The 25,868-nt window shown below is 73.0% G+C and carries 25 protein-coding genes and 1 pseudogene; 15 read left to right on the plus strand and 11 right to left on the minus strand.

Annotated features, from left to right (window positions below; translation table 11 throughout):
• Positions 1-66: 66 nt before the first annotated feature.
• From ABT093_RS03740 to ABT093_RS03750, 3 genes are all read left to right on the plus strand, one after another.
• The gene (locus ABT093_RS03740) at positions 67-450 is read left to right on the plus strand and encodes a hypothetical protein (protein WP_350559966.1); all 384 of its coding nucleotides are present in this window, start codon (positions 67-69) and stop codon (positions 448-450) included.
• A gap of 319 nt (positions 451-769) precedes the next feature.
• Positions 770-1,375, plus strand: coding sequence for a dihydrofolate reductase family protein (locus ABT093_RS03745; RefSeq protein WP_350559969.1), 606 nt, complete (start codon positions 770-772; stop codon positions 1,373-1,375).
• Positions 1,372-1,533 carry a hypothetical protein gene (locus ABT093_RS03750; protein WP_350559972.1) on the plus strand — a complete coding sequence of 54 codons (162 nt, stop codon included), beginning with the start codon at positions 1,372-1,374 and terminating at the stop codon, positions 1,531-1,533. Before ABT093_RS03745 ends, ABT093_RS03750 begins: the two co-directional genes overlap by 4 nt.
• A gap of 271 nt (positions 1,534-1,804) precedes the next feature.
• Here the strand turns inward: ABT093_RS03750 and ABT093_RS03755 are convergent, their stop codons facing one another.
• From ABT093_RS03755 to ABT093_RS03765, 3 genes are all read right to left on the minus strand, one after another.
• Entirely contained in the window at positions 1,805-3,124 is a 1,320-nt protein-coding gene (locus tag ABT093_RS03755) for an MFS transporter (RefSeq protein WP_350559975.1), read from the minus strand.
• Positions 3,125-3,290: 166 nt separating this feature from the next.
• Positions 3,291-4,649: a dihydrolipoamide acetyltransferase family protein gene (locus ABT093_RS03760; RefSeq protein WP_350559978.1), complete on the minus strand. Its 1,359-nt coding sequence runs from the start codon at positions 4,647-4,649 to the stop codon at positions 3,291-3,293.
• Between the two features lie 32 nt (positions 4,650-4,681).
• Positions 4,682-6,859 (minus strand): alpha-ketoacid dehydrogenase subunit alpha/beta, encoded by a 2,178-nt coding sequence (locus ABT093_RS03765; protein WP_350559981.1) that lies wholly within the window; start codon positions 6,857-6,859, stop codon positions 4,682-4,684.
• A gap of 137 nt (positions 6,860-6,996) precedes the next feature.
• On the opposite strand from ABT093_RS03765, the gene ABT093_RS03770 reads away from it, so the two are divergent.
• From ABT093_RS03770 to ABT093_RS03780, 3 genes are read left to right on the plus strand one after another with little or no spacing between them, the layout of a single operon-like run.
• Positions 6,997-7,563 (plus strand): VOC family protein, encoded by a 567-nt coding sequence (locus ABT093_RS03770; RefSeq protein ID WP_350559984.1) that lies wholly within the window; start codon positions 6,997-6,999, stop codon positions 7,561-7,563.
• Positions 7,564-7,600: 37 nt separating this feature from the next.
• On the plus strand, positions 7,601-8,296 hold the full coding sequence (locus ABT093_RS03775; RefSeq protein WP_350559987.1) for a GntR family transcriptional regulator: 696 nt from the start codon (positions 7,601-7,603) through the stop codon (positions 8,294-8,296).
• The gene (locus tag ABT093_RS03780; RefSeq protein WP_350559990.1) at positions 8,280-9,035 is read left to right on the plus strand and encodes an SDR family NAD(P)-dependent oxidoreductase; all 756 of its coding nucleotides are present in this window, start codon (positions 8,280-8,282) and stop codon (positions 9,033-9,035) included. The genes ABT093_RS03775 and ABT093_RS03780 overlap by 17 nt, the downstream gene beginning before the upstream one ends.
• Before the next feature lie 492 nt (positions 9,036-9,527).
• Here ABT093_RS03780 and ABT093_RS03785 read toward each other — a convergent pair whose 3' ends face one another.
• Both ABT093_RS03785 and ABT093_RS03790 read right to left on the minus strand, forming a co-directional pair.
• On the minus strand, positions 9,528-12,155 hold the full coding sequence (locus ABT093_RS03785) for an excinuclease ABC subunit UvrA (protein ID WP_350559993.1): 2,628 nt from the start codon (positions 12,153-12,155) through the stop codon (positions 9,528-9,530).
• Positions 12,156-12,323: 168 nt separating this feature from the next.
• Complete coding sequence (locus tag ABT093_RS03790; RefSeq protein ID WP_350560066.1) at positions 12,324-12,683, minus strand: winged helix-turn-helix transcriptional regulator; 360 nt, start codon at positions 12,681-12,683, stop codon at positions 12,324-12,326.
• On the opposite strand from ABT093_RS03790, the gene ABT093_RS03795 reads away from it, so the two are divergent.
• Both ABT093_RS03795 and ABT093_RS03800 read left to right on the plus strand, forming a co-directional pair.
• Positions 12,624-12,755 (plus strand): hypothetical protein, encoded by a 132-nt coding sequence (locus ABT093_RS03795; RefSeq protein ID WP_350560072.1) that lies wholly within the window; start codon positions 12,624-12,626, stop codon positions 12,753-12,755. The genes ABT093_RS03790 and ABT093_RS03795 overlap by 60 nt on opposite strands.
• Positions 12,756-12,861: 106 nt before the next feature.
• Complete coding sequence (locus ABT093_RS03800) at positions 12,862-13,272, plus strand: RidA family protein (RefSeq protein ID WP_350559996.1); 411 nt, start codon at positions 12,862-12,864, stop codon at positions 13,270-13,272.
• A gap of 45 nt (positions 13,273-13,317) precedes the next feature.
• Here ABT093_RS03800 and ABT093_RS03805 read toward each other — a convergent pair.
• Positions 13,318-14,084: pseudogene (locus tag ABT093_RS03805) on the minus strand (MmyB family transcriptional regulator); the annotation flags it as partial.
• On the opposite strand from ABT093_RS03805, the gene ABT093_RS03810 reads away from it, so the two are divergent.
• The gene (locus ABT093_RS03810; RefSeq protein WP_502884116.1) at positions 14,034-15,185 is read left to right on the plus strand and encodes a hypothetical protein; all 1,152 of its coding nucleotides are present in this window, start codon (positions 14,034-14,036) and stop codon (positions 15,183-15,185) included. The pseudogene ABT093_RS03805 and the gene ABT093_RS03810 sit on opposite strands and share 51 nt — an antisense overlap.
• A 265-nt stretch (positions 15,186-15,450) precedes the next feature.
• Here ABT093_RS03810 and ABT093_RS03815 read toward each other — a convergent pair whose 3' ends face one another.
• Positions 15,451-15,630 (minus strand): hypothetical protein, encoded by a 180-nt coding sequence (locus ABT093_RS03815; protein WP_350560002.1) that lies wholly within the window; start codon positions 15,628-15,630, stop codon positions 15,451-15,453.
• A 351-nt stretch (positions 15,631-15,981) separates the two neighbouring features.
• On the opposite strand from ABT093_RS03815, the gene ABT093_RS03820 reads away from it, so the two are divergent.
• The 4 genes from ABT093_RS03820 to ABT093_RS03835 all read left to right on the plus strand — a co-directional run bounded on the left by ABT093_RS03820 (position 15,982) and on the right by ABT093_RS03835 (position 20,419).
• Positions 15,982-17,046, plus strand: a complete 1,065-nt coding sequence (locus tag ABT093_RS03820) for a D-alanyl-D-alanine carboxypeptidase family protein (protein WP_350560005.1) — start codon at positions 15,982-15,984, stop codon at positions 17,044-17,046.
• A 284-nt stretch (positions 17,047-17,330) separates the two neighbouring features.
• A complete protein-coding gene (locus ABT093_RS03825; protein WP_350560008.1) occupies positions 17,331-18,191 on the plus strand; it encodes an endonuclease/exonuclease/phosphatase family protein in 861 nt (286 codons plus the stop codon).
• A 160-nt stretch (positions 18,192-18,351) separates the two neighbouring features.
• The gene (gene cseB, locus ABT093_RS03830; protein ID WP_350560011.1) at positions 18,352-19,137 is read left to right on the plus strand and encodes a two-component system response regulator CseB; all 786 of its coding nucleotides are present in this window, start codon (positions 18,352-18,354) and stop codon (positions 19,135-19,137) included.
• A gap of 4 nt (positions 19,138-19,141) precedes the next feature.
• Positions 19,142-20,419 (plus strand): sensor histidine kinase, encoded by a 1,278-nt coding sequence (locus ABT093_RS03835; protein ID WP_350560014.1) that lies wholly within the window; start codon positions 19,142-19,144, stop codon positions 20,417-20,419.
• A gap of 413 nt (positions 20,420-20,832) precedes the next feature.
• Here ABT093_RS03835 and ABT093_RS03840 read toward each other — a convergent pair whose 3' ends face one another.
• A complete protein-coding gene (locus tag ABT093_RS03840) occupies positions 20,833-21,180 on the minus strand; it encodes a PRC-barrel domain containing protein (RefSeq protein ID WP_350560017.1) in 348 nt (115 codons plus the stop codon).
• A 210-nt stretch (positions 21,181-21,390) separates the two neighbouring features.
• Here ABT093_RS03840 and ABT093_RS03845 point away from each other — a divergent pair, with 210 nt between their 5' ends.
• Positions 21,391-21,666 (plus strand): GlsB/YeaQ/YmgE family stress response membrane protein, encoded by a 276-nt coding sequence (locus ABT093_RS03845; RefSeq protein ID WP_350560020.1) that lies wholly within the window; start codon positions 21,391-21,393, stop codon positions 21,664-21,666.
• Positions 21,667-22,684: 1,018 nt separating this feature from the next.
• On the plus strand, positions 22,685-23,227 hold the full coding sequence (locus tag ABT093_RS03850; RefSeq protein WP_350560023.1) for a GNAT family N-acetyltransferase: 543 nt from the start codon (positions 22,685-22,687) through the stop codon (positions 23,225-23,227).
• Here ABT093_RS03850 and ABT093_RS03855 read toward each other — a convergent pair.
• The 3 genes from ABT093_RS03855 to ABT093_RS03865 all read right to left on the minus strand — a co-directional run bounded on the left by ABT093_RS03855 (position 23,197) and on the right by ABT093_RS03865 (position 25,542).
• The gene (locus ABT093_RS03855; protein WP_350560068.1) at positions 23,197-23,778 is read right to left on the minus strand and encodes a VOC family protein; all 582 of its coding nucleotides are present in this window, start codon (positions 23,776-23,778) and stop codon (positions 23,197-23,199) included. The two genes, ABT093_RS03850 and ABT093_RS03855, sit on opposite strands and share 31 nt — an antisense overlap.
• Positions 23,779-23,910: 132 nt before the next feature.
• Positions 23,911-24,939, minus strand: a complete 1,029-nt coding sequence (locus tag ABT093_RS03860) for an LLM class flavin-dependent oxidoreductase (protein WP_350560026.1) — start codon at positions 24,937-24,939, stop codon at positions 23,911-23,913.
• Between the two features lie 93 nt (positions 24,940-25,032).
• Complete coding sequence (locus ABT093_RS03865; protein ID WP_350560029.1) at positions 25,033-25,542, minus strand: MarR family winged helix-turn-helix transcriptional regulator; 510 nt, start codon at positions 25,540-25,542, stop codon at positions 25,033-25,035.
• Between the last annotated feature and the right edge of the window lie 326 nt (positions 25,543-25,868).

Genomic DNA, 25,868 nt, shown 5'->3' on the forward strand with positions numbered 1-25,868 from the left:
CACTACGACGCGCACTGGCAGGCCCTCCAGTACTGGTGTGCCAAGTGGCACGGCTCCGACCGCGCGATGATGCGCTTCACCCGCCGCGCGATGCGCAACGCGCCCGCGGGCAGCCCGCTGGCCGGCCTGATCCTGCAAGCGCTGTACGAACGGGGGAAGTCCAGCCCCCTGGAGGAACCGGTCAGGGCCCTGTTCGAACGCCGGCGCCTGAAGACCGCCGTGAACGTGCTCGCGCTGGTGCCCGAGCACGACCCCCACCTCCCGCCGCTGCGGCACCTGCTGGCCCATCACCTGGTCCGGGCGAGGATAGCGACAGAGCATGGTCCGGTGACACGCCACTGCGCGGAGGGAGCAGCGTCGCATGACGGACCGGGAGGCAACGTGGACGGGCATTGCCGCAGCTCCGTTCGGTCGACCGCGGGGGAGCGTCACGGGACCGCTCTCCGTTGACCTCCTGACCGCCGGACACCTTGCGGGCCCACCCGCGCCGGAGGAGCAACGGCTCCACCAGCGCTCACTGTTCGTCCGTCAGATCCGACGGATACCCACCCCGACACCGCGCACGACGAGCTCGGATGTCGCCTCCGCAACGGGACACGGCAGATCTCGAACACGGGCTGGGCGTTCAGTCGGCCCCTCGGCGTTTTACTGGGTTCGGCTGAGCGTGACGGTTGGCCCGGGCGGTTCTCCCGTTACTCCACAGCGTGGCCGATGAGTTTGTGACTCCCGGCCGGTCCAAGCTCGTGACACCCCAGGAAAGGACAGCGCCATGTCGGAGCTTCTCGTCGACTTCATCACCTCCCTCGACGGCTACGCATCGGGGGAGGGGTGGCCCGGTTTCTGGGGCATGGAGGGCCCGGAGTACCTCGCATGGCTCGGCGAGCAGCCCAAGGTCACCTACCTGATGGGAGCGAACACCTACCGCCTGATGTCGGGCTTCGCCGCAGGCGAGGTCCCGAACGGCCAGGACGGGTTCCGGCCCGAGGAGGAGGCGTCCGTCGACGAGCTCACGCAAGCTTCCAAGGTGGTGTTCTCCTCCTCTCTCAAGGAGCCACTGACATGGGTCAACTCCACGCTCGTCCGCGACGACGCCGTCGAGGCGGTCCGCGCCATGAAGGCGAGCGGCTCGGGACTCCTCAGCACGATCGGCAGCCTCAGCCTGTGCCGGTCCCTGCTGCGAGCCGGACTCGTCGACCGCTTCCGGGTCGTGATGTTCCCGGTGATCACCGGGGCCACGGGTGAAGAACGCATCTACGACGGCTATCCGGACGTCGCCCTTGAGATGATCGGGCACCGCACCTTCGACGGCCGCATCCAGCTGGTCGAGTACAAGCCCCGCGTGCTCGAACACCCGCCGCTCGGCGCCCCTGCGTGACCGCGCCCCGTCCGCCGGTCCGGACGTCCGCCGGGCCGGCCGACGCCGGCGGGCGGCCCGGCGTCGGCATCCGGAATCCCTCGACGGGGGAGACCCACCTGCGGGTGGACAACGGCACCATCGCCACGCTCCCCTGGGGCCAGCCGCAGCACAGCTGACCCGCGGGGTGGGACCGCGGTTGTCGGACGGCGGCAAGACGGTCGGCCACTCGGCAGGAGCAGGGACGTGCACCCGGAGCCGCCACGAGCACGATCACAGCCAGTGCTCCAGTGCTCCAGTGCCCCAGTGCCGCCAAGCCGACGCCGGCCCGCGCCCTGGGGCCGTAGAGGAACCTCCGGCACCAACCGCTCGACGATACCCACCATGGCCGGCAGCCCACCGAACCAGCCGAAGGGGATGACCTCGGTCGGCCGGCCCAGGACGAACGGGTCAGCTCGCGCCGTCCCGTTCGTCCTGGGCCGAGAACCGCAGACGGGTGGCAGCCGCGGCGCCGAGGGCCAGCAGTACGACGGAGATCCACAGGCCGGCCAGGTGGTTGCCGGTGCTCTCCTCGGCCCAGCCCATGACGTAGGGGCCGACGAAGCCGCCGGTGATGCCGACCGTGTTGAGCAGCGCCAGGCCGCCGGCGAGTGTCCTGCCTTCCAGGCGGGTGCCGGGGAAGTTGAACAGGAGCGGCTGGACGACGAAGAACGCCAGGCCGGTGAAGCAGAAGCCGAGCAGCGCGATCACCGGGCCGGCGACGGTGGCGACGACGAGTCCGACGAACATCATCAGCAGGCCGGTCACCACGAAGTTGCGGGAGCGGCGGGGGGTGGTGGCGCGCGGTGGCACCACGACGGCACCGATCGCGGCCGTCACCCAGGGCAGGCTGGTCAGCAGCCCGATGGTGAACGGTGACAGGTGTCCCCAGCCGCCGATGATGCCGGGCAGGAAGTAGACGACGGAGTAGAGCGCCACCTGATGCGTCCAGTTGGCGAAGATCGCGATGAGCATCTGCTTGTCGCGCAGCACCGTCAGCAGGGAACCGGAGCTTGTCCCGGCGGCCTTGGCGCCCTCCTCCTGCTCGCGGGTCACCGCCTCGCTGACCAGCGCCGCCTCCTTGGCGGTCAGCCACGGGGCCGTGGCCGGGCCGTCCGGGAGGTAGCGGAGGACGACGAAGGCCAGGAGGACGCAGGGAAGGCCCTCGATGACGAACATCCACTGCCAGCCGTGCCAGCCGCCGATCCCGTCCATCTCCAGCAGCAGACCGCCCAGCGGGTTGCCGAGCACGCTGGCGATCGAAGCCCCGAGCAGCAGCAGACCGATGGCCCGGCCCCGGGTGCCGGAGCGGAACCAGTACGTGAAGTAGAGGAGGATGCCCGGCAGCAGACCCGCCTCGGCGGCGCCGAGCAGCAGCCGCATCGCGTAGAAGGACTTCTCTCCCCGGACGAACGCCATGCAGGCCGAGATGACGCCCCAGGTGAGCATGATCCGGGTGATCCACCAGCGGGCGCCCACCCGGTGCATGATCAGGTTGCTGGGTATCTCGGACACCGCGTAGGTGAGGAAGAAGAGTCCCGCTCCGAGCCCGTAGGCGGCGGCGGATATGCCGAGGTCGGCCTCCAGCCGTTCCTTGGCCAGACCGATGTTGGTCCGGTCGAGGAACGACATGATGTAGGCCGCCAGCAGCAGCGGCATCAGCCGGCGGAGGTTGCGTCTGTCCAGCTCGCCGAGGGTGTCACGGGGCGCGAGGGTGGGGGGCGAAGACATCGGTGTCCTTAGGGGAGGGTCCAGGTGGTCGGCGGGGCGCCGTCCGCGGGGCGCTGGATCGCGGCCGGGGGCCGGGCGGCGCGGCAGCCGGAGGGAGAGGCGCGCGCGGCACCGCCCGGCGGGGGAGGGGAAGGGAGGAGAGGGGAGGGGAGGGGAGGGGAAGGGCTCAGACCACGATCCGCATCGGGTCACTGAGCGCGCCGGTGAAGGCGGCGAGCCAGCGGGCGGCGACGGCGCCGTCCACCGGCCGGTGGTCCACGGAGAGGACCACGGTCATCGCCTTGGCCGCCGTGACCGTCCCGCCGCGGACCACGGCCTCGTCCCGTACCGCGCCGACGGCCAGGATGGCGGCCTGTGGCGGGTTGATGATGGCGGAGAACTCCTCGACTCCGTACATCCCGAGGTTCGAGATCGTGAGGGAGCCGCCTTCCAGGTCGGCCTGCCGCAGGGTGCCGGAGCGCGCCTGTTCAACGCGCTCCCGGGTCGCGGTGGCGACCGCCGACAGCGACATGCGTTCGACGCCCCGCAGGACCGGCGTCAGCAGTCCCCGGTCGGCGGCGACGGCGATCGAGACGTCCACGCTCTCGTAGCGGCGTACGGCGTCCGCGTGCCAGGTGGCGTTCATCTCGGGTACGGCCGTGTGCGCGAGCGCGGCGGCCTTGACCAGGATGTCGTTGAGGGAGACCTTGACCGGGCTCGCCGCGTTGATCCGCTGCCGGAAGGCGAGCAGCTCGTCCACCTCGCAGGTCGCGCGGAGGTAGAAGTGCGGGGTGTGCTGCTTGCTCTCGGTCAGCCGCGCGGCGATGGCCCGCCGCATCCGGGTGTGCGGGATGTCCTGGTGGCCGGCGCCCGCCGGGGCGGCCGGGGCCTGCCCCTGCGGGGGTGCGGGGGCCGCGGCCCGGTCCGCCGGCTCCCGGGGCGGGGCGCTCGGCTCCGGCCGGTGCCGGCGGGCGGCGACGGCGGCCTCGACGTCCCGGCGCACGATCCGGCCCCCTGGGCCGGTGCCGGTCAGCCCGGCCGGGTCCAGCCCGGCCTCGCGGGCCAGCCGGCGGGCGAGCGGACTGCTGAACAGCCGCGCGCCGGGCGCGGGTCCGGCTTCGGCCGCCCTGGGGGCGGGGGGCCGCGCTACGGCGTGCGGCGCGGTCCCGGGGTTGGGGCCGGGAGCCGCCGTGGCCGGCGCGGGGGTCTCCGGTACGGTCCGGCGTTCGGGGCGGTGGACGTCCGCCCCGGTGGCGGGGGCAACGCCCAGTTCGGCGAGCAGCGCGTCGAGGTCCCCGACCGGTTCGTCGGGCGCGCCGAGGACCGCGACGGGGGTCCCCACCTCGATCTCGGCGCCGGGCTCGTACAGCGCCTTGAGCAGGACGCCGGGGCGCTCGGCGGGGACGTCGACCTCCGCCTTGTCGGTCTCGACGGAGATCAGCGCGTCGTCCGCCGCGAAGGCGGCGCCCTCCGCCACCTGCCAGGCGGACAGCACCCCCGCCGTGTCGTCGGCGGCCACCGCCGGCATGCGGAACAGTTCAGCCATGGGGAACCCTCCTGGGTCACGTGGGGTCGGGGTCAGTTCTCGGTGACCCGGCGGAGCGCGGCGACGGCCTCCGGGGTCCGCGCGATGGCCGCGCGCTCCAGCACCTTGCTGATGCTGGGTGAGGACTCGCCCGCGGTGAGGCGCTGGACCGGCTGGTCGAGCCAGTCGAAGTAGCGGCGCTGGATCTCGTCGGCCAGCCAGCCGCCGTAGGACGTGCCGAGGGGACCCTGTTCGGCGAGCAGCACGTTGTTGGTCTTGCGGATGCTCGCGCCGAGGGTGTCCCAGTCCAGGCTGGCCCGGTCCAGCCAGCGCAGGTCGATCACCTCGGCGTCCAGCCCGAGCTGTTCGACGGCCTCCAGGACGTGGCCGGTCATCGCGAGGTACGAGACGACGGTGAGGGCCGAGCCGGTGCGGCGCACCGCGGCCTTGCCCACCGGCAGGCAGTAGTCGAGGTCGTCCACCGGGCCGGTGCCGGTGGAGTTGTACAGGTCCACGTGCTCCAGCACCACCACCGGGTCCTTGCAGGCCAGCGCGGAGTTCATCAGGCCGACGTAGTCGAAGGGGGTGGAGGGGGCGACGATCCGCCAGCCGGGTGCCGTGGCGAAGACGCCGGCCGGGTCCATGGAGTGCTGGGAGCCGTAGCCGGTGCCCATGGCGACCTTGCTGCGCAGTACGAGCGGTACGTCGCCGTCGCCGCCGAACATGTGCCGCGCCTTGCCGATCTGGTTGAAGATCTGGTCGGCCGCGACCCACATGAAGTCCGCGTACATGAACTCGACCACCGGTGTGTAGCGGCCGTCCAGCGCGATGCCGCAGCCGAGTCCGGCGAAGGCGTTCTCGCTGATGGGCGTGCCCAGGCAGCGGTCGGGGTGCGCCTCGGCGAGGCCCTTGGTGGCGCCGTTGGTGCCGCCCTTGAGGCGGTGGACGTCCTCGCCCATGACGACGATCGAGTCGTCCTGGGCCATCCGGCGGCGCATCACTTCGGAGACGACGTCGATGAACTTGCGTTCGGCGGTGGCGCCGGTGAAGGTGTCCAGGTCGGCCTGGCGTACGCCGTCGAACTCCGAGAGGTCACCGCGTACGCCCACGTCGCGGAAGGACGGGTCGGGCCACTCGGCGGGCTTGATCCGGCGCTTTCCGGGCTTGCCGTCCGGGTCGGGTTCCAGCAGTTCGTCGCCGATGCCGGCCAGCAGTTCCCTGGCCCGCGCCGTGCACTGCTCGACGGCCGCGGCGTCCAGGATGCCGCGCTCGGTGAGCTGCTCGGCGAGGAGGGCCAGCGGGTCGCGGGCCCGCCACTCCTTCTCCTCGTCCTTGGTGCGGTAGCCGAACGCGCTGCCGGGGAACGGGCCGTTCTGGTGGTAGTAGCGGTAGACGTCGGCCTCCACGATGGCGGGGCCGTTGCCGGCACGCATGTGTGCGACGGCTTCGCGCATGGCGAGGTGGGTGGCGAGGGGGTCCATGCCGTCCACCTGCCAGGCCGGGATGTTGAAGCCCAGGCCGCGTGCGGAGAGCCGGGGTTCGGCGGTGACCTCCTCCACGTGGGTGGAGACGGCGTACCGGTTGTTCTCGATGAAGAAGCAGAGCGGCAGCTTCCAGGCGGCGGCGAGGTTCATCGTCTCCAGTACGGAGCCGATGTTCACCGCGCCGTCGCCGAAGTAGGCGACCGACACCGCGTCGGTGCCGGCCTGCCGTGCCGACCAGGCGAACCCGGCGGACTGCGGGACGCCGCCGCCGACGATGGCGTTGGTGCCGATCGCCCCGGCCTCGCGCCACTGCAGGTGCATGGATCCACCCCGGCCCCGGCAGAAGCCGCGGGCCAGCCCGCAGATCTCGGCGAGGCTGCGGGTGAGGACGGTACGCACGTCGTCGCTCACCGGGACGCGCGGGTCGATGCCGTGCGGGGCGACGTGGCCCAGGGCCTTGGCGAGGAACTGGTGGTGTCCCCGGTGCGAGCCGCCGACGAAGTCCGCGCTGGTCAACGCGTGCACGGAGCCGACCGCGCCCCCCTCCTGGCCGATGCTGGAGTGCGCCGGGCCGTGGACCAGCCCCTGGGACGCGAGGTCGAGGACGTACTCCTCGAAGGTCCTGATCAGCAGGGTCTGGGCGAACATCGAGGTCAGCAGCGCGGGGTCGGCGTTCTGCCAGTCCTTCCGGGTCGCTGTCAGCTGGGTCCAGGGCGATGCCGCGGCCAGTTTCCGGTGTGTAGGCATGTGAACTCCCGTATGTGTTTCGACCAGCACTGTCGCAGCGAATGGATCCATAGCCAACCCTCGTTACCGGAGTGTGATGTTCAGGTTGCGACAAAGACCCTTGACTACGGCACCTTCTGCGGACCAGGGTGATATCCATGCCAGGACAATGGATCCATTCACCGGAGCAGGGCGAGGAAGCCCCGCGGCAGGGGCTGCCGGGACTGACCGGGGTCGAGCACATCGGCTTCACCGTCCCCGACCTCGACGAGGCGACGCGGTTCTTCGTCGAGGTGATCGGCTGCCGGCACGTCTACTCGCTCGGGCCGTTCCGCTCCGACGGCACGTGGATGGCGGAGCACCTGAACGTGCACCCGCGTGCCGTCATGCGCGAGCTGCGCTTCTTCCGCTGCGCCGGCGGCCCCAGCTTCGAGATCTTCGAGTACGAGGCCCCCGGCCGGCGCACGGGCCAGCCCCGCAACAGCGACATCGGCGGCCACCATCTGGCGTTCTACGTCACCGATCTCGACGCCGCCGTCGCCCATCTGCGCCGCCACGGAGTACGGATCCTCGGCGAGCCGACCGCGAGCAGCGGCCCCAGCGAGGGCCAGCGCTGGGTCTACTTCCTCACCCCCTGGGGGATGCAGCTGGAGCTGGTCTCCTATCCGCACGGCAAGAGGTGCGAGGACGGTGCGCCCGCGTCGTTGTGGCAGCCTTCCGACTGAACACCGCCGCCGCACCGGAAAGTGAGCCGTATCCGCCGTGCCCCAGAAACCAGCAACCGGACCCAGTTCCTCCGCCGTCGCCAGCGAGCGGGTCGCCGACCACCTGCGTGCCGCCATCCTGAACGGCGAACTGCCGCCCGGGGCACGGATCATGCAGGAACAGGTCGCCGAACGGCTCGGCGCCAGCCGCCTGCCGGTCCGCGAGGCCCTGAGGATTCTCGCCGCCGAGGGACTGACCGTCGTCAAGTCCAACAGCGGCGCCTGGGTCTCCAAGATGGACATGCGCGAGTGCGAGGGGGTCTACAAGATCCGGGAACGCCTCGAACCGCTCGCGCTGAGCGAGAGCATCCCGCACCTGACCGCGCTCCAGACCGCCGAACTCGCCGACCTCGCCGGGCAGATCGAGGCCACCACCGACGTGGACCGCTTCCTCGTACTGGACCGTCGGCTGCACCTGCTCACCTACGCCGGCTGCCCCGCCGGCCAGCTCACCGAGATGGTGGACCGCTTCTGGAACACCACGCAGCACTACCGCCGCGCGTTCGCCCGGATCACCGACGCCACCGGCTGGGAGCTGATCCACGCCGAACACCGCCTGATCATCGAAGCGATCCGGCGCGGCGACCCCGAGGACGCCGAACGCTTCCTGACCGGACACATCCGCCGCACGCGGCTCCAGCTGGTACAACACCCCGAACTCTTTCTTGAGGACGAGAATGACACCGTCGAGTGACCCCACCCCCTTCCACGGCAAGATCCTGCTGCTCTCCGGCGCGGGCGGCGGCATCGCCCGCGAGGTCGCCCGCCAGTTCCACGCGGCCGGCGCCCACCTGGTGCTGGGCGACCTGGACCCGGCGGCCCTGGAGGAGTTCGCCGCCTCACTCGGGACCGGCGGGGGCCGGGTGCTGATCCGACACCTGGACGCGGCCTCGGCGCAGAGCAACACCGCGTTCGTCGACGCCGCCGTCGAGGAGTTCGGTTCGGTCGACTTCCTGGTGCCCGCCGCCGGGATCTACCCCGAACAGACCGTCGCCGACATGACCGACGAGCAGTGGAGGACCGTCGTCTCCGTCAACCTCGACGGGGTCTTCTACCTCACCCGCGCCGTCCTGCCGCACCTCAACAAGCACGGCGCCATCGTCAACCTCGCCTCCATGGCGGGCCACCGGGGCAGCATCCGGCACGCCCACTACGCCGCGACCAAGGGCGCCCTGCTCGCCTTCTCCCGCAGCCTCGCCTGGGAACTGGGCGGGCACGCCCGGGTCAACACGGTCTCGCCGGGCATCATCGAGACCCCCATGACCCGCGACTACGTCGCCACCCGGGGCGAGGACGCGCTCTCCAGCACGCCCATGGGCCGACTGGGCAGACCCGAGGAAGTCGCCTCCGTCATCACCTTCCTGTGCTCCCCCGCAGCGAGCTTCGTCCACGGCGAGACCATCCAGGTCAATGGCGGCATGCACATGATCTGAGTCCCGGCCCCAACCGCGCAGCCGAACCCTCCGCCACCACCCCGGCGACTGGAGGCTGCGGGCGTGTTCCTCGGGGGTCGGCGTGGGCATGGGGCCCTGCTGGGAGAGGATCGAGACGGTGCCGTCCGCCGGGTCCGCGCCCTGCACCGGCTGCCGGCCGGGCCGCGCGCTGGTGCTGACGTACGCGTCGGCGGTGCCCATCAGGCGGGTACTGCGCTCGTTCGGGGTGGGCTGGGTACTGCGGGCCACGATGTCCGCACCGGTGACGCCCGTGACGGGCGGCGCGATCATCGCGATGATCAGGACGCTGCGGCCCTGGGCCCGCAGCGCGTCACGGGGCCCCGCCGCCCCGCTTCCCGGGAGGACGAGCCGATCCGCCTCGTCCTCAAGCCCTGGTAACCCGACAGTGCTGGTAGGCCAGGTACCGGGTGGAGGCCCCCACGACGGGGCGGCTCGGTCGGCTCCGCCGGTGCCCGGACCGGTCCGCCGGAACTACCCGGGGTCCGCCGCCGTCGGCAGATGCCGGCTCAGGTGCGTGGCGGTCGCCGTCGCGCCCAGCCGGGCGACGTCCGCCGGGCGGCCTTCGGCGACGATGCGGCCCCCGTCCGCACCGGCGCCGGGGCCGAGGTCCACGAGCCAGTCCGCGGCGGCGACGGTGCGCAGGTCGTGCTCCGCCATGACGACCGTGTTGCCCGCGTCCACCAGCCGCTGCAACTGCCCGACGAGGAGGTCGATGTCGGCGGGATGCAGCCCGCCGGTGGGTTCGTCCAGGAGGTAGAGGCTGTGGCCGCGCGGCGCGCGGTGCAGTTCGCTCACCAGCTTGATGCGCTGGGCCTCCCCGCCGGACAGCGTCGTGGCGCTCTGGCCGAGCCCGAGGTAGCCCAGGCCGATGTCGGCGAGCAGGCTCAGGATGCGGGCGGCGGGTTGCACGTCGTGGAGGAAGTCCAGGGCCTCCTCCACGCTCATCGCCAGCACGTCGGCGATGGTCCGGTCGCGGTAGCGCACCATGAGCGTGCCGGGGTTGTAGCGGGCGCCCGCGCAGACCGGGCAGGGGGAGGTCTCCGTCGGCAGGAAGAGGAGCTCGATGCTGACGACTCCGTCACCCAGGCAGTGCGGGCAGCGCCCCTGAGGCAGGTTGAAGGAGAACCGGCTGACGGTGTAGCCGAGTTCCCGGGCCCCCGGCTGGGCGGCGAACAGCTTGCGGACGCTGTCGAAGAGGCCCGTGTAGGTGGCGAGGTTGGAGCGCGGGGTGCGCCCGATGGGCTTCTGATCCACGACCACCAGCCGGTCGACGTGCTGCAGTCCCTCGCTGGACCGCACCGTCACACGGTCCTCCGCAAGATCGCCGGCCGGCGCCCCCGGCTCCTCGTCGTCCGCCCGCTCCGGTGCGGGTTCCCGGGCCCGGTCCTCGTCCGTCTCCTCGCCGTGCAGGTGGCCGCGGACGGTGTCGGCGAGGGCACGCCGAAGGAGCGTCGACTTTCCGGACCCGGAGACGCCGGTGACCGCCGTCAAGGCGCCGAGGGGGAAACTCGCGTCCAGGTCACGGAGGTTGTGGCCGGTGACGCCGAACAGGCGCAGCCATCCCGCGGGACGCCGTGGCTCCTGCGGTCCGGGGACGGCGGGCGCGGTCCGAGCGAGATAGCGGGCCGTCACCGACTCCCGCGCTTCGTCCAGTCGTTGTGCGGGGCCGTTGTAGAGGACGTGTCCGCCGTGCCGGCCCGCTCCCGGCCCCATGTCGACGATCCAGTCGGCCGACGCGAGGACCTGCGCGTTGTGCTCCACCACGAAGACGCTGTTCCCGGCTCCCCTGAGCCGGTCGAGGGCGGTCAGCAGCAGTTCCGTGTCGGCGGCGTGCAGTCCCGCCGAGGGTTCGTCCAGGACGTACAGCACGCCGAACAGGCCGCTGCGGAGCTGGGTGGCCAGGTGCAGGCGCTGCAGTTCGCCGCTGGAGAGGGTGGAGGTCGCGCGGGACGTCGCGAGGTAGCCGAGGCCCAGGTCGACAAGGGTGCCCAGCTGGGCCCGCAGGCCGGAGATCAAGGCGTGCGCCGCCTGCCGCCGCTCGGTGGGCAGGGCGCGGGTGTCGGGGTGGTCGCGCGCCGTCTCCAGGAAGGCCGAGAGCCGCGTCAGGGGCATCGAGGTGGCGACCGAGATGTCCTGCCCGGCGAAGGTCACCTCCAGGGCCTGCGGGTTGAGCCGCTTTCCCCGGCAGGTCGGGCAGACCTCCTCGGTCATGAACGAGGCGGCCTTCGCTCGCAGGTGCGCCGCCTTGGTCGTGGCGAAGGTGTGCAGCACCCACCTGCGCGGGCTCATATAGGTGCCCTGGTAGGAACGCGCGATGCGGTGCGGTTCGCGGACCGGGTGCACGGTGACCGTCGGCTGCTCGTCCGTGGTCAGCAGCCACGCGCGGCGGGCGGCCGGAAGCGCACGGAACGGGACGTCGATGTCCACTCCGAGTTCGGCGAGGATGTCGCGGTAGTTCTTGCCCTGCCAGGCGCCCGGCCACGCGGCGACGGCACCCTCCCGGATGCTCAGCGAATCGTCGCCGACGAGCCTGCTCTCGTCGACCGTGTGCAGGCGGCCCAAGCCCGAGCACGTCGGGCACGCCCCGGCCGGGGTGTTCGGCGAGAAGCTGTCCGAGTCCAGGGGCGCGGCGTCCCGGGGGAACGTCCCGGCCAGGTCGTCCGGGGTACGGCCCACCGGGTAGGTGCCGGCGCGGGAGTACAGCATCCGCAGGACGTTGGAGACCCGGCTCACCGTACCCACCGTCGAACGCGTGCTGCCCCCGCTGTGCTGCTGGCGCAGCGCGACGGCCGGCGGCAGCCCGGTGATCTCGCCCACCCTGGGCGCCGCGCCCTGGTCGATCAGCCTGCGGGCGTACGGCGCGATGGATTCGAGGTAGCGCTGCTGCGCCTCGGCGTAGATGGTGGCGAACGCGAGCGAGGACTTGCCGGACCCCGACACCCCGGTGAAAGCCACTACCTGGTTGCGGGGTACGTCCACGTCAACGTGCCGCAGATTGTGCTCCTCGGCACCCCGTACCTTGATCAGCCCGTCGTCGCCGACGGCATCGTACGGCCCGCTGCGCAGAGGAGCAGAGACCGACCGTGAGCGTTGGGGCATGTACGCAATATAGCCCTGCGATCCGGGTCCGGCTTTCGCGCCGGCGACGAGGCGACCCTCTACCAGGGCGGCGACGAGGGCTGTCCGACCTGTTCGAGCCACCGCCACACGGCCTGAGGCGCCGTCGGCGGAGCGCCGCGTTGGGCGTGCGGGGCGCCCCGGCCATGCTCAGCGCGGCTGGGGCCGGGCCCGGAGCACCGCTTCCTCCGGTTCGTCGGCCTGTTCGTCGAAGGCGAGGCGGGCGCGCTCGATGGCGGGCAGGTGCGCGTCGGCCCAGGCCAGCAGGACGTCCACCGGGTGCCGCAGGGTCTTGCCGAGCGGGGTGATCCGGTAGGTGACCGCCACCGGGCGGGTGGCGGTCACCTCGCGTTCGACCACGCCGTTGCGCTCCAGCCGGCGCAGGGTCGCCGTCAGGGACTTCTGGGTCACGGCGGGAATCGCCCGACGCAACTCATTGAAACGGCACGGGTGTTCGCAAAGCCGCTCCAGGACGGCGAGCGACCACTTGTCCAGCACCTGGTCGAGCAGTTCGCGGTGCGGGGCATCGACGCGGAGTTCTGCGGGGCCGGCGGTATCCACGGCGAAACCTGGTCTCGTTGAAGTGTCTTATGGCGACTACGTATCTTCCGGATACCGGGATGGGGCGTCAAGGGGACGCCCCGGCGGCCCCCGCCGCCGGGAATCCACCCGTGAACAGGAGAGCACCGTGACCGTCCGCCACTTCACCCCGCAGGGCATGCTGCAGCCCGCCCCGTACCACCACGTAGCCGTCGGCACCGGCACACGACACGTCCACGTCAGCGGCCAGGTCGCCCGCCGGGCCGACGGCACGCCGGTGGCGCCCGGCGACCTGGCCGGGCAGGTCGCGCAGGCGCTGCGCAACACCGCCGTCGGGCTGGCCGGCGCCGGGGCATCGTTCGCGGACGTGCTGCGGCTGACCTTCTACGTGACCCGGTGGAGCCCCGAACTGCTCGGCGCGTTCATGGCCGGGGTGGAGGCCGTCGCCGAGGAGGTCGGGCTGCCGCTGCCGATGCCCCCGGCCTCCCTCATCGGCGTCGAGTACCTCTTCGAGCCGGACGTCCTGGTCGAGGTCGAGGCGACCGCCGTCCTCGACTGAGAGCAGCCGGGCCGGGCCGGCCGCACCCCGGGCCGGCGGCTGGCCCGGCCCGGCGGGCGGAAGCGCGGCAGGGCGCCGCAGTCTCCCGTCGCTGTCGCTGTCCCGGCCGGGGGAGTAGACGACGAGGATGACGTCCTCGATGGGGAGCTTGTCGCGGTGCAGGCGCAGTCCGCCGACGGCCGGGTGGTGGAGCGTGGTGGTGGTGCCGCCGAGGTCGCGGACGTCGTGGCGGTCCCACAGGGTGCGGAGCCGCTGGCTGGACGGGGCGAGCTCGCCGACGGGTTCGACGAACCGGGGTTGTCGGTGTCGTCCCCGATGGAGGTGCGGAGGGCCGCGACGACGTCGGTGGTGGCTGTCGCCCGGTCCTGGTGGAAGGCTTGTTCCTCGGGGTCCGGGAGGAGGGAGCGCGGCCGGTTCTCGCCGGGCCGCAGGCGGGGAGCGAGGGCCTAGAAGTTGGCGGCCAGGACATCGAACGCGCGCCCTTCGACGAACGCGGGGATGTCCAGGTGGGCGAGCGGCTCGTGCACGCGTGCCGGCACGTTCTCGGGCCGCTTGCGGCGCGGCCTGGGCGGTGGTGTGACAGGGCGGGCAGCGCCCACCGTCGGGCTAATCGTGGGAGCAACGGCACACATGCTGGTGGCATGGAGGGGCTCCCCGGTTCCGCCTCTCCTCGGAGGTCCATCGTGACGCTCTCCCGTCCCTGGGGCCGTGCGCCCCACCACGTCCTCGCCGCGGCCGTCGCCGCCACGTCGGTGGCCGGCGTGTTCGCCGCCGCGCCGGCGGACTCCCGCACAGTCGACACCGGCCGGCATCCGCACAACCGCGCCGAGACCATCACCGAGAACCGGCTGCCGTTCACCACCCGCTTCCAGGACGAATTCCACGGCTCCATCACGCACATCGGCAACGCCCTGATGACCTGCGACGAGACCAAGCCTCCCGTCGACCCCGCCCAGCCCCCCTGCGAGCAGGCCCGCACCGGCGCCGGCAGCCGCCCCATCAACAACAACTACCCGATGCGGTACATCAACATCGACCCCGGCAGCATCGGCCCGCTCGGCGACGCCATCTACTCCGCCAGCTCCGCTGACCTCGCCCTGCCCCCCGGCGCCACCGTCAAGCACGCCCGCCTCTACTGGGGCGGTACCCGCGGCATCGACGACGTCGTCCTGCCCGAGAGCCAGATCGACGAGATCTACCTGAAGTTCCCCGGCGACACCCAGTACCGCAACATCCCGAACCAGCAGCCCTCCATCGGCTACATCACCACCGACGAGGAGAGCAGCTACCAGGCGTCCGCCGACATCACCGATCTCGTCCGGCAGCACGGCACCGGCACCTACACCGCCGCCAACATGGACTCCGTCGTCAAGCCCCACAGCTGGGGCGGCTGGACCATCGTCATCGCCTACGAGGACCCCTGCGCCCCGCTGCGCCACGTCCACCTGTGGGACGGCTTCCAGCCGGAACTGCCCAACAGCCCCGCCCTGTCGGGGACCCTGACCGGCATCCGTACCCCGGCCGCCGGTCCGGTCACCGGCCACCTCGGCTGGGTCGTCTACGACGGCGACCACAAGTGGACCGGCGACACCATGGACATCAAGTCCACCCACGGCCCCCTGACCCGCTTCACCGACGCGAACCACCCGGCCGACGACGCGTTCAACTCCACCGTCGGCGCGCCCGGATCGCTCGGCACCTTCCCCCGCAACCCGGCCCCGCGCAACAACTTCGGCCACGACACCAACCGCTGGAACGTCTCCGAGTTCCTGCGCAACGACGACACCGACGTGACCGTCACCGTCAACACCCAGGGCGACGGCTACAACCTCGGCGTCTTCTACGCCGACATCGACCTCGACACGGACCAGAAGGGCGCGACCCCCTCCAGCCGCTGGTCGAACGGCCGATAGCCCCACCGCACCCACCTGCCCGCACGCCGATCCGGTTCCCGGTATCGCTGATCGTGCGGTGCCGCCCGAAGGAGCAGCCGACGGGCAGCATCAGGCCGTGGCCCCGCACGATCGGTGCGGGGCCACGCCGCCCGTCGGGTCGCCGGAGCCCGCAGCGGCCCCTACTGCGGGCACGCCCCCGTCGGAGGCACGATGGCCGGGGTTCGGAGCGGGCGGCTGCTCCGTGGGAGCAGCCGATCGGCGGGTGCCCGTGGGTCGGGCGCAGTCAGCCCCGGATCATGTCCTCGGCCCGGTGCTCGGCGGCCGGCTGGGCCTGGACGGCAGTGACCGCCTGGATGGTGGCGTCCGGCTGGACGGTGGCGGCCAGGGCCGCGGCGGCGGGCACCAGGACGGCGAGGGCGAGGGCGGTGACCGCGGCGGCCCTGGCGATGACGGTACGGAACATGACGGTGTCCTCTTCGGATACGACGGAGGTGCGGCGATCCGCCCTCGTCGGCCGGTCCCCCGACGAGGGGAGAGGCGGCCCTGGCCGGCGCTGCCGTCCCCGCGCTCGCGGCGAGAACTCCCGGCCCTGGACTGCGCAGCCTCCAGCCCCGGGCTGACCCCGTGCTCGCGGGGGAGGATGCTTCCGTCCTTGCGTTCCGTGCCACTGGTACGTGGCTGATACACGATCGCGTGCTCGCGGAAGCCGGGTGACGACCCGCTCGAAGCAGCCGTCCCGGAGTCTTTGGACACACCCCGCGTGGCCTCCGTGCCGGCGGGGCTCCGTGTTCCTCTGCTTCGGGAGGCAGTCGCCGTGTCCACCGTGACAAAACGTGAAGACCACGATCCCCACGCCGTTCCGGTCCGTCGCCGGGCGCCCCGCCGCAGGGTGCTGTGGCTGCTGGCCGCGGCGCTGGTCGCGGGCGCCGGCGGCGGCATGGCCGGGGCCCTGCCGGACGGGCCCGCGGCCGGGGGCGCCGGGAAAGGAGGGATCCGGGCCGAGGGGCCACCGACGCTGCCGGCTCCTGCGCCCGTCGTCGACCTCGATCTGCCGTGGCCGCAGGAGGGACAGTCGGCGGTCGCCGTGACGAAGGTCGGCGTCCTGGGGGTGAACGGGCCGCAGCAGCCGGTGCCGATCGCGAGTGTCACCAAGGTGATGACGGCGTACGTCGTTCTGCGGGACCACCCCCTGCGCGACGGCCAGGACGGCCCGACGATCACGGTGGACGCACAGGCGGCGGACGAGTCGGCGTCGACGAGCGAGTCGACGGCTCCCGTGGTCGCGGGCCAGCGGCTCACCCAGCGCAAGCTGCTGGAGGTGATGCTGCTCCCGTCCGCGAACAACGTGGCCCGGCTGCTCGCCCGCTGGGACGCGGGCAGCGAGGAGGCGTTCGTGAAGCGGATGAACGCGGAGGCGGCCCGGCTGGGGATGACCGCGACGACCTACACCGGGGCCAGTGGGATCGAACCCACGACCGTGTCCACGGCCGCCGACCAGCTGGTCCTGGCCCGCGAGGCGATGAAGGACCCGGCGCTGCGCGCCACCGTGGCCCTGCGCAGCACCACACTGCCGGGCCGCGCGGTGCCGTTGCGCAACACCAACACGCTGCTCGACCATCCCGGGGTGGTGGGGCTGAAGACCGGTTCGAGTACGCCGGCGGGAGGCAACCTGATGTGGGCCCTGGAGGTGCCGGAGGGCGGCGACGGAACAGGACGCAGGCTCGTCCTCGGCGTGGTGCTGGGCCAGCGCGCCGGTACGACCCCCACCGAGGGCATGCGGGCGGCGTTGGAGAACAGCGGGCGGCTCGTCGACGCGCTGGGGCAGAAGCTGCCCCAGGTCCTGCCGGCCCTCGACGGCGGCCGCCGGGAGTGGGCGTGAACACGGACACCGACACGGGCACGGCCCCGCCGGCCCCCTCGCCCGGGGACGGGCCGGCGCCGGCCGACGGGACGGGACGCGACGGCGCGGGCACGTCCGCGTCCGGCGCGTCTTCCCGCCACCGTCCCCACCGTCCCCGCCGTCCCCGCCGTCCCCGCCGCTCCCCGAGCCCTTCCCCGGGCCCCGCCCCGCGCCGTGCGGCCCGCCGCGGCACGGGGCGGCGGGGGCGGTACGGGCCGCGCGGGTGGCTGCTCGCCGTGGCCGCGCTGCTCTGCGCCGCTCCCATGGCACTGAGCTCCCACCTGCCGAACGCGGTCGGCAACCTCGGCAGTCTCTGCCAGACGATGCTGCCGTGGTCGGGGCTGGGCGTCGTCCTGCTGCTGTGCTGCGCGGCGGTCCGCCGGTCGGTCCTGGCAGCGGTCGCCGTGCTGGTCCCCGCCCTGCTGTGGACCGCCCTGTTCGGGCCCGCTCTCCTCGACAAGAGGTCCGGCGGCGGGGACTTCACGGTGGTGAGCCACAACGTGAACGAGGACAACCCCGACCCTGGCCGCACGGCCCGCGCGCTGGCGGCCTCGGGCGCCGACGTCCTGGCGGTGGAGGAGCTGGCGAGCCGGGCCCAGGAGACCTTCCGGCGCGAACTGGCGGCCACCCACCCCTACTCCCAGGTACGGGGAGGGGTCGGGGTGTGGAGCAGGTACCCGGTCGAGGAGGTGGAACCGGTGGAGATCATGCCCTGGACCAGGGCGTTGCGCGCCACCGTGCGGACGCCGAAGGGGCCGGTGGCGCTCTACGTGGCGCACCTCGCCTCCGTCCGGGTGAACCCGGCCACCGGCTTCGCCACGACCCGCCGCAACGAGGCGGCGGCCAGGCTGGCCGAGGCCGTCCGGGCGGAGAAGCTCGCACGGATCGTGGTCCTGGGGGACTTCAACGGTTCGGTCGACGACTCCGCGCTGCGCGGGCTCACGGGGTCGCTGCGGTCGGCGCAGCGGGAGGCCGGCGACGGCTTCGGCTTCACCTGGCCCGCGTCGTTCCCGGTGGTCCGGATCGACCAGATCCTGATGGTCGGCCTCACGCCGCGTGCGGCGTGGACACTGCCCGCCACCGGCAGCGACCACCTGCCGGTCGCGGCGTCCCTGCGGCTCTGACCGGGCCGTGTGGCCGTCCCGGGTCCCGTCCGGGGCCCGGCCCCCCGACCCCGACGAAGCCGCAGGGCCCCGGCACGGCCCCCGCCGCCCGGACGGTTACGATCGATCACTCGCGGGCCCGGACGAGTGCCGCTCTCCGGGCGAACACATCGGAGAACCCTTGTCCGTCATTCGTGTGCCCGACCCGGTCGGCGTGCTGCTCGTCGAGGACGACGCGGTCATCCGCCGCTCGGTGCAGCTGGCCCTGGAACGCTACGGCTACGAGGTCGACGTCACCGGGGACGGGCTCGACGGCCTGGAGGCGTTCCGGGCCGGGGCGCACGACGTGCTGATCCTGGACGTGATGCTCCCGGGCCTCGACGGCATCAGCCTGTGCCGACGGGTCCGCGAGGAGAGCCTGACCCCGATCCTGATGATGTCCGCCCGGGGCGACGCCCTCGACGTCGTGGCCGGACTGGAGGCCGGCGCCGACGACTACGTGGTCAAGCCGGTGGACATCCCCGTCCTCGTCGCCCGCATCCGCTCCCTGCTGCGCCGTGCCACCTTCCACCGGGGTCCCGTCCCGGAGCCGGCACCGGACGAACGGGCTACGGGCGTGCCGGCCGCGTCTGCCGGAACGGCGCGGCCCCCGGAACCCCCGACGGCCCCCTCCTCGCCCGACCTCCTCGTCTTCGGCGGCCTGACCGTGGACCTGCGCGGCCTGGAGGTGTGCCTGGACGGGCGGCCCGTCCTGCTGACGCCCACCGAACTGCGCCTGCTGCTGGCCTTCGCGGAGAACCCCGGTGCGGTCCTGGACCGCCGTCGTCTGCTGCGCGACGTCTGGGACTACGGTTGGGAGGGCGACACCCGGGTCGTCGACCTGTGCGTGGTGCGGCTGCGCAAGAAGATCGGGGCGGACCGGATCGAGACCGTCCGGGGCTTCGGCTACAAGCTCGTGCGGGGCTGAGCGGATGGCCACGCGGCTGTTCGACCCGCGGTCCCTGCGATGGAAGGCCGCGGCCCTGGTCGCGCTGGCCTGCTGCGCGGTCGCCGCCGTGATCGGGGTGCTCGTCCACCGGGCGACGGCCCAGAGCGGTGAGCGGGCCGGGCGCGAACTGGCGGCCGCGCAGTTGGCCGCGGCGGAGAAGGAGTTCTCGCTCACCGGCAACCGGCCGGCCTTCGCGGACCTGCGGACCGTGGCCGGTCTGCCGGCACCGTTGGCGAAGTCGGTCGCCGAACTGCGGACGCCCGAGGCGTACGCGCTCTGGTATGACGTCAAGGCGCCGAACTGGCACTGGCTCTGGGCGGCCGCCCCGGTCGGCGACGACCAGGTGATCGTCGTGCGGACCGACATGAGGGCCCAGGTCCGCGGTCTCCAACTGCTGGACCGCAGCATGGTCAAGGCGGCGCTCGCCGCGCTCCTGGTCGTCGTGCCCGCAGCAGCTCTCGTGGCGGAGCGGATGAACCGGCGGCTGCGTCACGGTTCCCGTACCGCCCGGCGGATCGCGGACGGGGATCTCGACGCCCGGATCGGCAGACGGGGCCGCACCCGCGACGAGATCACCGAGATGTCGGCGGCGGTGGACGCGATGGCGGCCGCGCTCCAGGCGCGGCTCGCCGCGGAGAAACGCTTCACCGCCGACGTCGCCCACGAGCTGCGCACTCCGTTGATGGGCCTGGTCACCGCGGCGGGTCTGCTCCCGGAGGAGGACGAGGCGGCGGGCCTGGTCCGCACGCAGGTGCTCGCGCTGCGGGTCCTGGTCGAGGACCTGCTGGAGGTCTCGCGCCTGGACGCCGGTGCCGAGCGGGCACGGATCGACGAGGTTCCCCTCGGCGAGCTCGTCGCCCACGCGGCCGGGCAGGCCGGCGGTGACACCCGGGTGCGGCTGGAGGCTCCCGCCGTCGTCGCGACCGACCCGCGCCGGGTGGAGCGCATCATCACCAACCTCGTGGTCAACGCCCACCGGCACGGCGCGCCGCCCGTCGAGGTCACCGTCACCGGCGCCCGGATCACGGTGCGCGACCACGGGCCGGGCTTCCCCGACGACCTCCTCGCCGACGGGCCCCAGCGCTTTCGCACCGGTGCCGCCGAACGCGGCCGTGGCCACGGCCTGGGACTGACGATCGCCGTCGGCCACGCCGCGGTGCTCGGCGCCGCTCTGACGTTCACGAACGCCCCGGACGGCGGCGCCGTCGCCGTCCTCGACCTCCCGCGTCCACCCGGTTCGACCCGCCCGCAGGGCACCTGAACCCGCCGTCCGACGCCCGGGCGTGGCGTGCTCGCCGAAGGGGTACCCCGGAAGAACCCCGTCGGAGGTACGAACTTCAGGGCCCACGGACCGTTTCTGCGCGGTCGGCGACCGTTTCCCGGGCGCGGGCGGTATCGGGCCCGGATCGGGATCGGCAGGATGGTGTCGCATCGGCTGGTCCACAGCCTCGCGTACCCGGTCACCCGGCAGCTGTCCCGTTCTCCGTGTCGGCGGCGGGCCCGTTCGTTGGCGGTTGTTCAGCGGGTGCTGAGGTCGCGTCACCCGGAAGGGTGAGGTCGCGGTCGCTGTACCGCGCGGTGGGGTGCGAACCGCCTCCCCGGGGCGTTGTCGCCCTTGGCGGGCCACGACCGGGCTGTCGTGGCCCGCCAAGGGGGCCGGGGCACGCGGAGGGGTCAGATGGCTCCGCCGTAGTAGCTGCCGATCGTGCGGTGGTAATCGGGATCCGCGCTGTGCCGGTCCTTGTCGTACTCCGGCGAGTTCTTCACCTCGTCCTTCGTCCGGTTCACCCACACCGTCCGTTCGCCCGTGTCCACGCGCCGGATCGTGCCCGCGGGGAGCAGCACCTCCCGGCCGAAGATCCACGGGCCGGTGTCGACCACGATGTGTGCGGAGTCGACCTCCTCGGTGTGCCGGTCGATCTTTCCGATGTGGCCGTCCGTGGCCTCGACGCGGTAGCCCGTCAGGTCCGTGCCCGGGGCGTATCCCTCGGCGTTGCCGTAGTCCCACATTCCGCTGGTCATAGGAGCCTCCTCGGTTGGTGGTCCGTCGTCGTGGTGCGGCTGCCGACTTCCCCGGGCCGAGCGGAGCATGCACCCCGCCCGCTGGCCTTTTGTCCGGAACGGTGCCTCGGGCTCTTTCCACCGGGCGCCGGACCCTCGCGGGTTTGGAAATGGCGGCACGGTGAAGACGAGCGCTGACACCGGCCGTATTCATCGAGGTAGGAGAAGCGCGTGGGCGTCATCGCCTGGATTCTGATCGGACTGTTCGCGGGCCTCATCGCGAAGGCCCTGATGCCGGGCAAGGACCCGGGAGGCCTCATCGTCACGATCCTTCTCGGGATCGCGGGCGGTCTGCTGGGAGGCTGGCTCGGCAAGGTGATCTTCGGTGTCGATTCCATCGACGGCTTCTTCGATCTCTCCACCTGGATCGCCGCCGTCGTCGGCTCGGTCATCATCCTCGCCGCCTACCGGCTGCTCACCGGAAACAAGCCCCACCGCCACGCCTGAGGGTCGGTGCCCGGCAGGTCCACGGCGGCTCCGCCTGTACCGAGGGCGGAGCCGTTTCGACTGTCCGCCCCCACGGGCTGACCGCGGGGGCGGACATTCGATCACGGGCCGGGTGGCCGTCGGCTTCCAGGTCCGGCCCGGCAGCCGACGGCCGACCGGCCCTCGCCCGCCCGTCCGCGCCGTCCGGCCCCACGGGGTCCGCCGGCCGCGTCATGCCCGTGCGCCGTGCCGATTCGGCCGGGCACCGGCGGCGTGTGACCGCGTGTGACCGATAGGGGGCCAGGGCCGCGCCGGCCCCCGAGGCCCGGGTGCCCCGCCGTGCCGGGCACGAGCGACGCTCCTGCCCGCACCCGCCGTTCGCCGCGGCCGGCTTCACCATGGCCGGGCTGTGCCGAGCGCCCCGCCGCGCCGGTCGGAGCTGTGGCACGACAGTCGTCCCGGAGCACCGGGGGACCGGTCGTGGACCACCCGCCGCGCCGTCGCCGCGGGCTGGCCATCGGCATCGCTGCCCGCTGTCCCCTCACGGGCCGCCGCCTCTGCCGGGCCGTGGCCCCGTTCAGCGTGCTGCTCGCCCGCCGCGCGCCGCGGTGCCGGGCAGGACGACCAACCCGTTCGGGAGCACTTTCCACCGAGGGTCGGTGTGGGATTCGGGCAAGGAGCAGGAGGAGGGCGGTCGGGCCGGTGGCCGTGACGGGGTCGGGTTATGTGCTCGGCACCGACGCGCGGGCCATCACCGCGAGGTACCGCTCACCCGCTGATCCGGCCTGTCGAGGCCTGCCGGGGCCGGACCGCGTAGGCCGTTTCCGGCGGGCAGGAGCGCGGGCCGCTCCAGGGGCTGGACCAGGGCGCGGGTACCACGGTGGTGCTCCGGCGGGATCAGGCCGGCCGCCGTGGCGGGGGAGCCGAGGTGCCGGCGTCTGGCGGACGGCGGCTCAGGTGGCCGGTTCCTGTGCGGTGTCCGGCCGGGCGGGGCGGGGGCGGGGGTGCCGACGGGCGGGGGGCTGCGAGAATCCGGATCGTGACGGTCGACTGGAACAGGGACGGTGTGGTCTTCCGGCGTGCTGCCGGTGAGCACACGCACGAGGTGCTGGGCGTGCTGGACGAGGCCGCGGCCTGGCTCGGTGCGAAGGGTGTCCGGCAGTGGCCGGCGCGGTTCGGCGCGCACTGGGTCGAGGGTGCGATCGCCCGCGGTGAGACCTGGCTGGTGGACGTCGACGGCGAGCCCGCGGGCACGTTCACCCTGGACTGGGCGGACCCGGTGTGGGCGGACATCGGCGGCACCGCCGGGTACGTCCACCGGCTCGCGGTGCGGCGCCGGGTGCCGGGGCTCGGCGCGGTGATCCTGGACCGGGCCCGCGAGGCGGCCCGGGAGAGGGGCGTCGACGCGCTGCGCCTGGACTGCGTGCGGCACAACGGCCGGCTGCGGGCGTACTACGAGGGGCGGGGGTTCGTGCACCGGGGGGACGTGCCGGTGGACGGCCCGCCCGGGTCGCGGGTACAGGACGCCCGTCCGGCGGTCTGGCTCAGCCGTTACGAACTGCAGCTGCCGCCGGGGGCGTGATGGCGCGCCCGCGCGTCAGCGGGGGTCGCTACTGCGCGGGTCTCCTCGGCCTGATGGGGGTGTCGGCTTGTGCCACCGGCCGGACTGTGGCGGTGCCACGGGCGCGGGCACGCCGGCTTCCCCGCACCCTCACCAGGCCCGCGGCACGGTGCGCGCCGGTGCCGGCGGTGGTGGGCGACTGCCTCCGGCGCGGGTGCGGTGGCCGTTCGGTGGACGCGGAACTCGTTGCCGGCCGGGTCCTGAAGGACGGCCCGGGTCGGACCCGGGACGCTGTGCTCGCGGGCGGCGCTCGCCCCCGGACCGGCCAGCCGTTGCACCTGCTGCGCCAGGGTGATGCCGGGTGCGGTGGCGAAGTCGAGGTGCGCACGGTTCCTGCCCTGCCGTTGCTCGGCCGCACGCCGGAACCCGGGCGCCGGTGACTGCCGCGCCGTGACGATGACGAAGTCTCCGTCGTCCTGGGTGATTTCGCCTCCCGGCGCGGTGGCCCACCACCGGGCCGGCTCTTGCGGCCGCGAACAGCCCACCGTGATCATCACTGTGGACGGACTCATGGTCGCCACCCTGGCCACGGCCACCGACAACGGCCCTCATCACCTGTTCGCGGCCGTCCCACCCCACCGCCGGCACGCGCCGCGGTGAGCTCCGCGGACGAGCTCTTGCCCGTGCCTCGTCCCGCCGGGCCGTTACGCGTCGTCCAGCGGGCGGCTGGGCAGTTCGCGGCGGAGTACCGGGGCGATCTCGGTGAAGAACAGTTCCAGTGTGCCGAGGTAGTCCGCGCGGTCCAGGACCTCGCCGTCCACGTGCAGGTGGAGCAGTTCGTGGCCGAAGTGCGCGTGCTGGCCCAGCACTTTCTCGATGATCTGCTGCGGGCTGCCGACCAGTACCGAGCCGTGTTCGATCCAGTCCTCGACGGTGTCGAAGCGGATCGAGCCGCCGTCGAGGGCCCGGTTGACCTTCAGGCGGGCCTCGAAGACCGGGCGGTAGCGCGCCACCGCCTCCTGCGAGGTGCGGGCGCCGAAGTAGCCCGCCGTGCCCGCGCCGACCAGGGCGCGGGCCGGGTCGTGGCCGTAGGCCGCCCAGCGTTCCCGGTAGTGGCGCACGATCGCGGCGTAGGGGCCGATGGCGCCGGCGCCGTTGGGGGTGAACAGCGGGTCGCCGTGGCGGGCGGCGAAGTCGGCGGAGTCCGGGTTGCTCCCGGCGCCGTGCCAGATCCGGATCTCGGGCCGGAAGGGGCGCGGCAGCGCTTCGGCGTCCTCCAGCGAGCGGCCGAGCCGGCCCTGCCAGGTGACCTTCTCCTGCCGCCACAGCCGGCGGAACAGCAGGTAGTTCTCCTGGAGCAGCTCCCACTGGTTCTCCCGGGTGACGCCGAACAGGCGGGAGGAGCGCGGGTAGGCGCCCTTGGCGACGATCAGGTCCAGCCGGCCCCCGGCGAGGTGGTCCAGGGTGGCGTAGTCCTCGTAGGCGCGCAGCGGGTCGAGCATGCCGAGGGTGGTGACGGCGGTGAACAGCCGTATCCGCGTGGTGACGGCGGCGATGTGGGCGAGCAGGACGGGCGGGGAGCTGGAGACGGCGGGGCGGTCGTGCCGCTCGCCGATGCCGTAGGCGTCGAAGCCCAGCTCCTCGGCGAACACGGCGTAGTCGACGAGTTCGCGGAGCTGGTCGTGGTCCGGCTTGGACTGGTCGGGCAGGTGGGGCAGGAGCAGGAAGCGCATGGCGGTCCCCCCGGTGCGGCATAGAGCATCGAGTTGATGTGTCAACTCCAGCATGGGCGTGCCGGGTTGACACGTCAACCGGCTTCGGGGGTTTCAGGGCGCGGGCCGCTCGTCCTTCAATCGTTCCGTCAGGGTGGCGGAAATGCCGACGAGTGCCCGCCGCTGATCCTCCGTCAGGGGATCGGTGAGCCAGCGGCGGATGTGCGCCGCGCGCCGGGGCAGCGCGGCGGCGACGGCGGCCCGGCCCTCCTCCGTGAGGGCCACCACGGCGCCGCGCCCGGTGTCCGGGCAGGGCTCGCGGGTGACCAGGCCGCGCCCGGCCATCCGGGTCAGGTGGTGGTGCAGCCGGCTCTTCTCGAACTGGGTGACGCCGCTCAGCCGGTAGGGCCGCAGCTTCCCGCCGGGGGCGGCCAGCAGGGCCTGGAGGATGGCGAGGTCCGGCTCGGACAGGCCGGTCTCCTGCTGCAACTGCTGGGCGAGGCGGCGCCAGAACAGCACCTGGGTCTCGAAGAAGCCGCTCCAGACCTCGTCCTCCTGCTCGTCCAGCCACCCCGCCCGGTCGGCCTGCCCCGCCTGCCCCGTCCGCTCCGCCCGCTCAGCCATGCGGCCGATGCTATCGACCGCACGGCGTTGCCCGCGTTGCCGGCGCTGTCCCTGCGGGCAGCGCCCCCCGGAGGGGCAGGGCGCCGTCCGCCACCGTTTTGATCCGGCGCCGCCCCCGGGGGCGATGCTCGCCTGACCCGGACGACTCCCGGACCCCGCCGTAGGCGGAACGGGTGATGACCGACCAGGACGGCCCGGCCCGGAGCGTCTCTGCGAAGCCGTCCCCGACATCGGGCGGGCCGGCAACTGAGCCGGCGCCGCGAACGGCCGGTTCGTGGCCGGAAGAGCCCCCGGCCGCCACCGGTCCGCAGGTCTCGTGTCTGCGC

Source organism: Kitasatospora sp. NPDC002551, assembly GCF_040296005.1.
GTDB lineage: Bacteria > Actinomycetota > Actinomycetes > Streptomycetales > Streptomycetaceae > Kitasatospora.

Bases quoted from the DNA above. Each gene is read 5' to 3' on its own strand.
- ABT093_RS03760 (WP_350559978.1), bottom strand. From the start codon at position 4,649: ATGGCTGAACTGTTCCGCATGCCGGCGGTGGCCGCCGACGACACGGCG.
- ABT093_RS03765 (WP_350559981.1), bottom strand. From the start codon at position 6,859: ATGCCTACACACCGGAAACTGGCCGCGGCATCGCCCTGGACCCAGCTG.
- ABT093_RS03770 (WP_350559984.1), top strand. From the start codon at position 6,997: ATGCCAGGACAATGGATCCATTCACCGGAGCAGGGCGAGGAAGCCCCG.
- ABT093_RS03740 (WP_350559966.1), top strand. From the start codon at position 67: ATGATGCGCTTCACCCGCCGCGCGATGCGCAACGCGCCCGCGGGCAGC.
- ABT093_RS03745 (WP_350559969.1), top strand. From the start codon at position 770: ATGTCGGAGCTTCTCGTCGACTTCATCACCTCCCTCGACGGCTACGCA.
- ABT093_RS03780 (WP_350559990.1), top strand. From the start codon at position 8,280: ATGACACCGTCGAGTGACCCCACCCCCTTCCACGGCAAGATCCTGCTG.
- ABT093_RS03755 (WP_350559975.1), bottom strand. From the start codon at position 3,124: ATGTCTTCGCCCCCCACCCTCGCGCCCCGTGACACCCTCGGCGAGCTG.
- ABT093_RS03815 (WP_350560002.1), bottom strand. From the start codon at position 15,630: ATGTTCCGTACCGTCATCGCCAGGGCCGCCGCGGTCACCGCCCTCGCC.
- ABT093_RS03860 (WP_350560026.1), bottom strand. From the start codon at position 24,939: ATGCGCTTCCTGCTCCTGCCCCACCTGCCCGACCAGTCCAAGCCGGAC.
- ABT093_RS03840 (WP_350560017.1), bottom strand. From the start codon at position 21,180: ATGACCAGCGGAATGTGGGACTACGGCAACGCCGAGGGATACGCCCCG.
- ABT093_RS03785 (WP_350559993.1), bottom strand. From the start codon at position 12,155: ATGCCCCAACGCTCACGGTCGGTCTCTGCTCCTCTGCGCAGCGGGCCG.
- ABT093_RS03855 (WP_350560068.1), bottom strand. From the start codon at position 23,778: ATGAGTCCGTCCACAGTGATGATCACGGTGGGCTGTTCGCGGCCGCAA.
- ABT093_RS03825 (WP_350560008.1), top strand. From the start codon at position 17,331: ATGGCACTGAGCTCCCACCTGCCGAACGCGGTCGGCAACCTCGGCAGT.
- ABT093_RS03865 (WP_350560029.1), bottom strand. From the start codon at position 25,542: ATGGCTGAGCGGGCGGAGCGGACGGGGCAGGCGGGGCAGGCCGACCGG.
- ABT093_RS03835 (WP_350560014.1), top strand. From the start codon at position 19,142: ATGGCCACGCGGCTGTTCGACCCGCGGTCCCTGCGATGGAAGGCCGCG.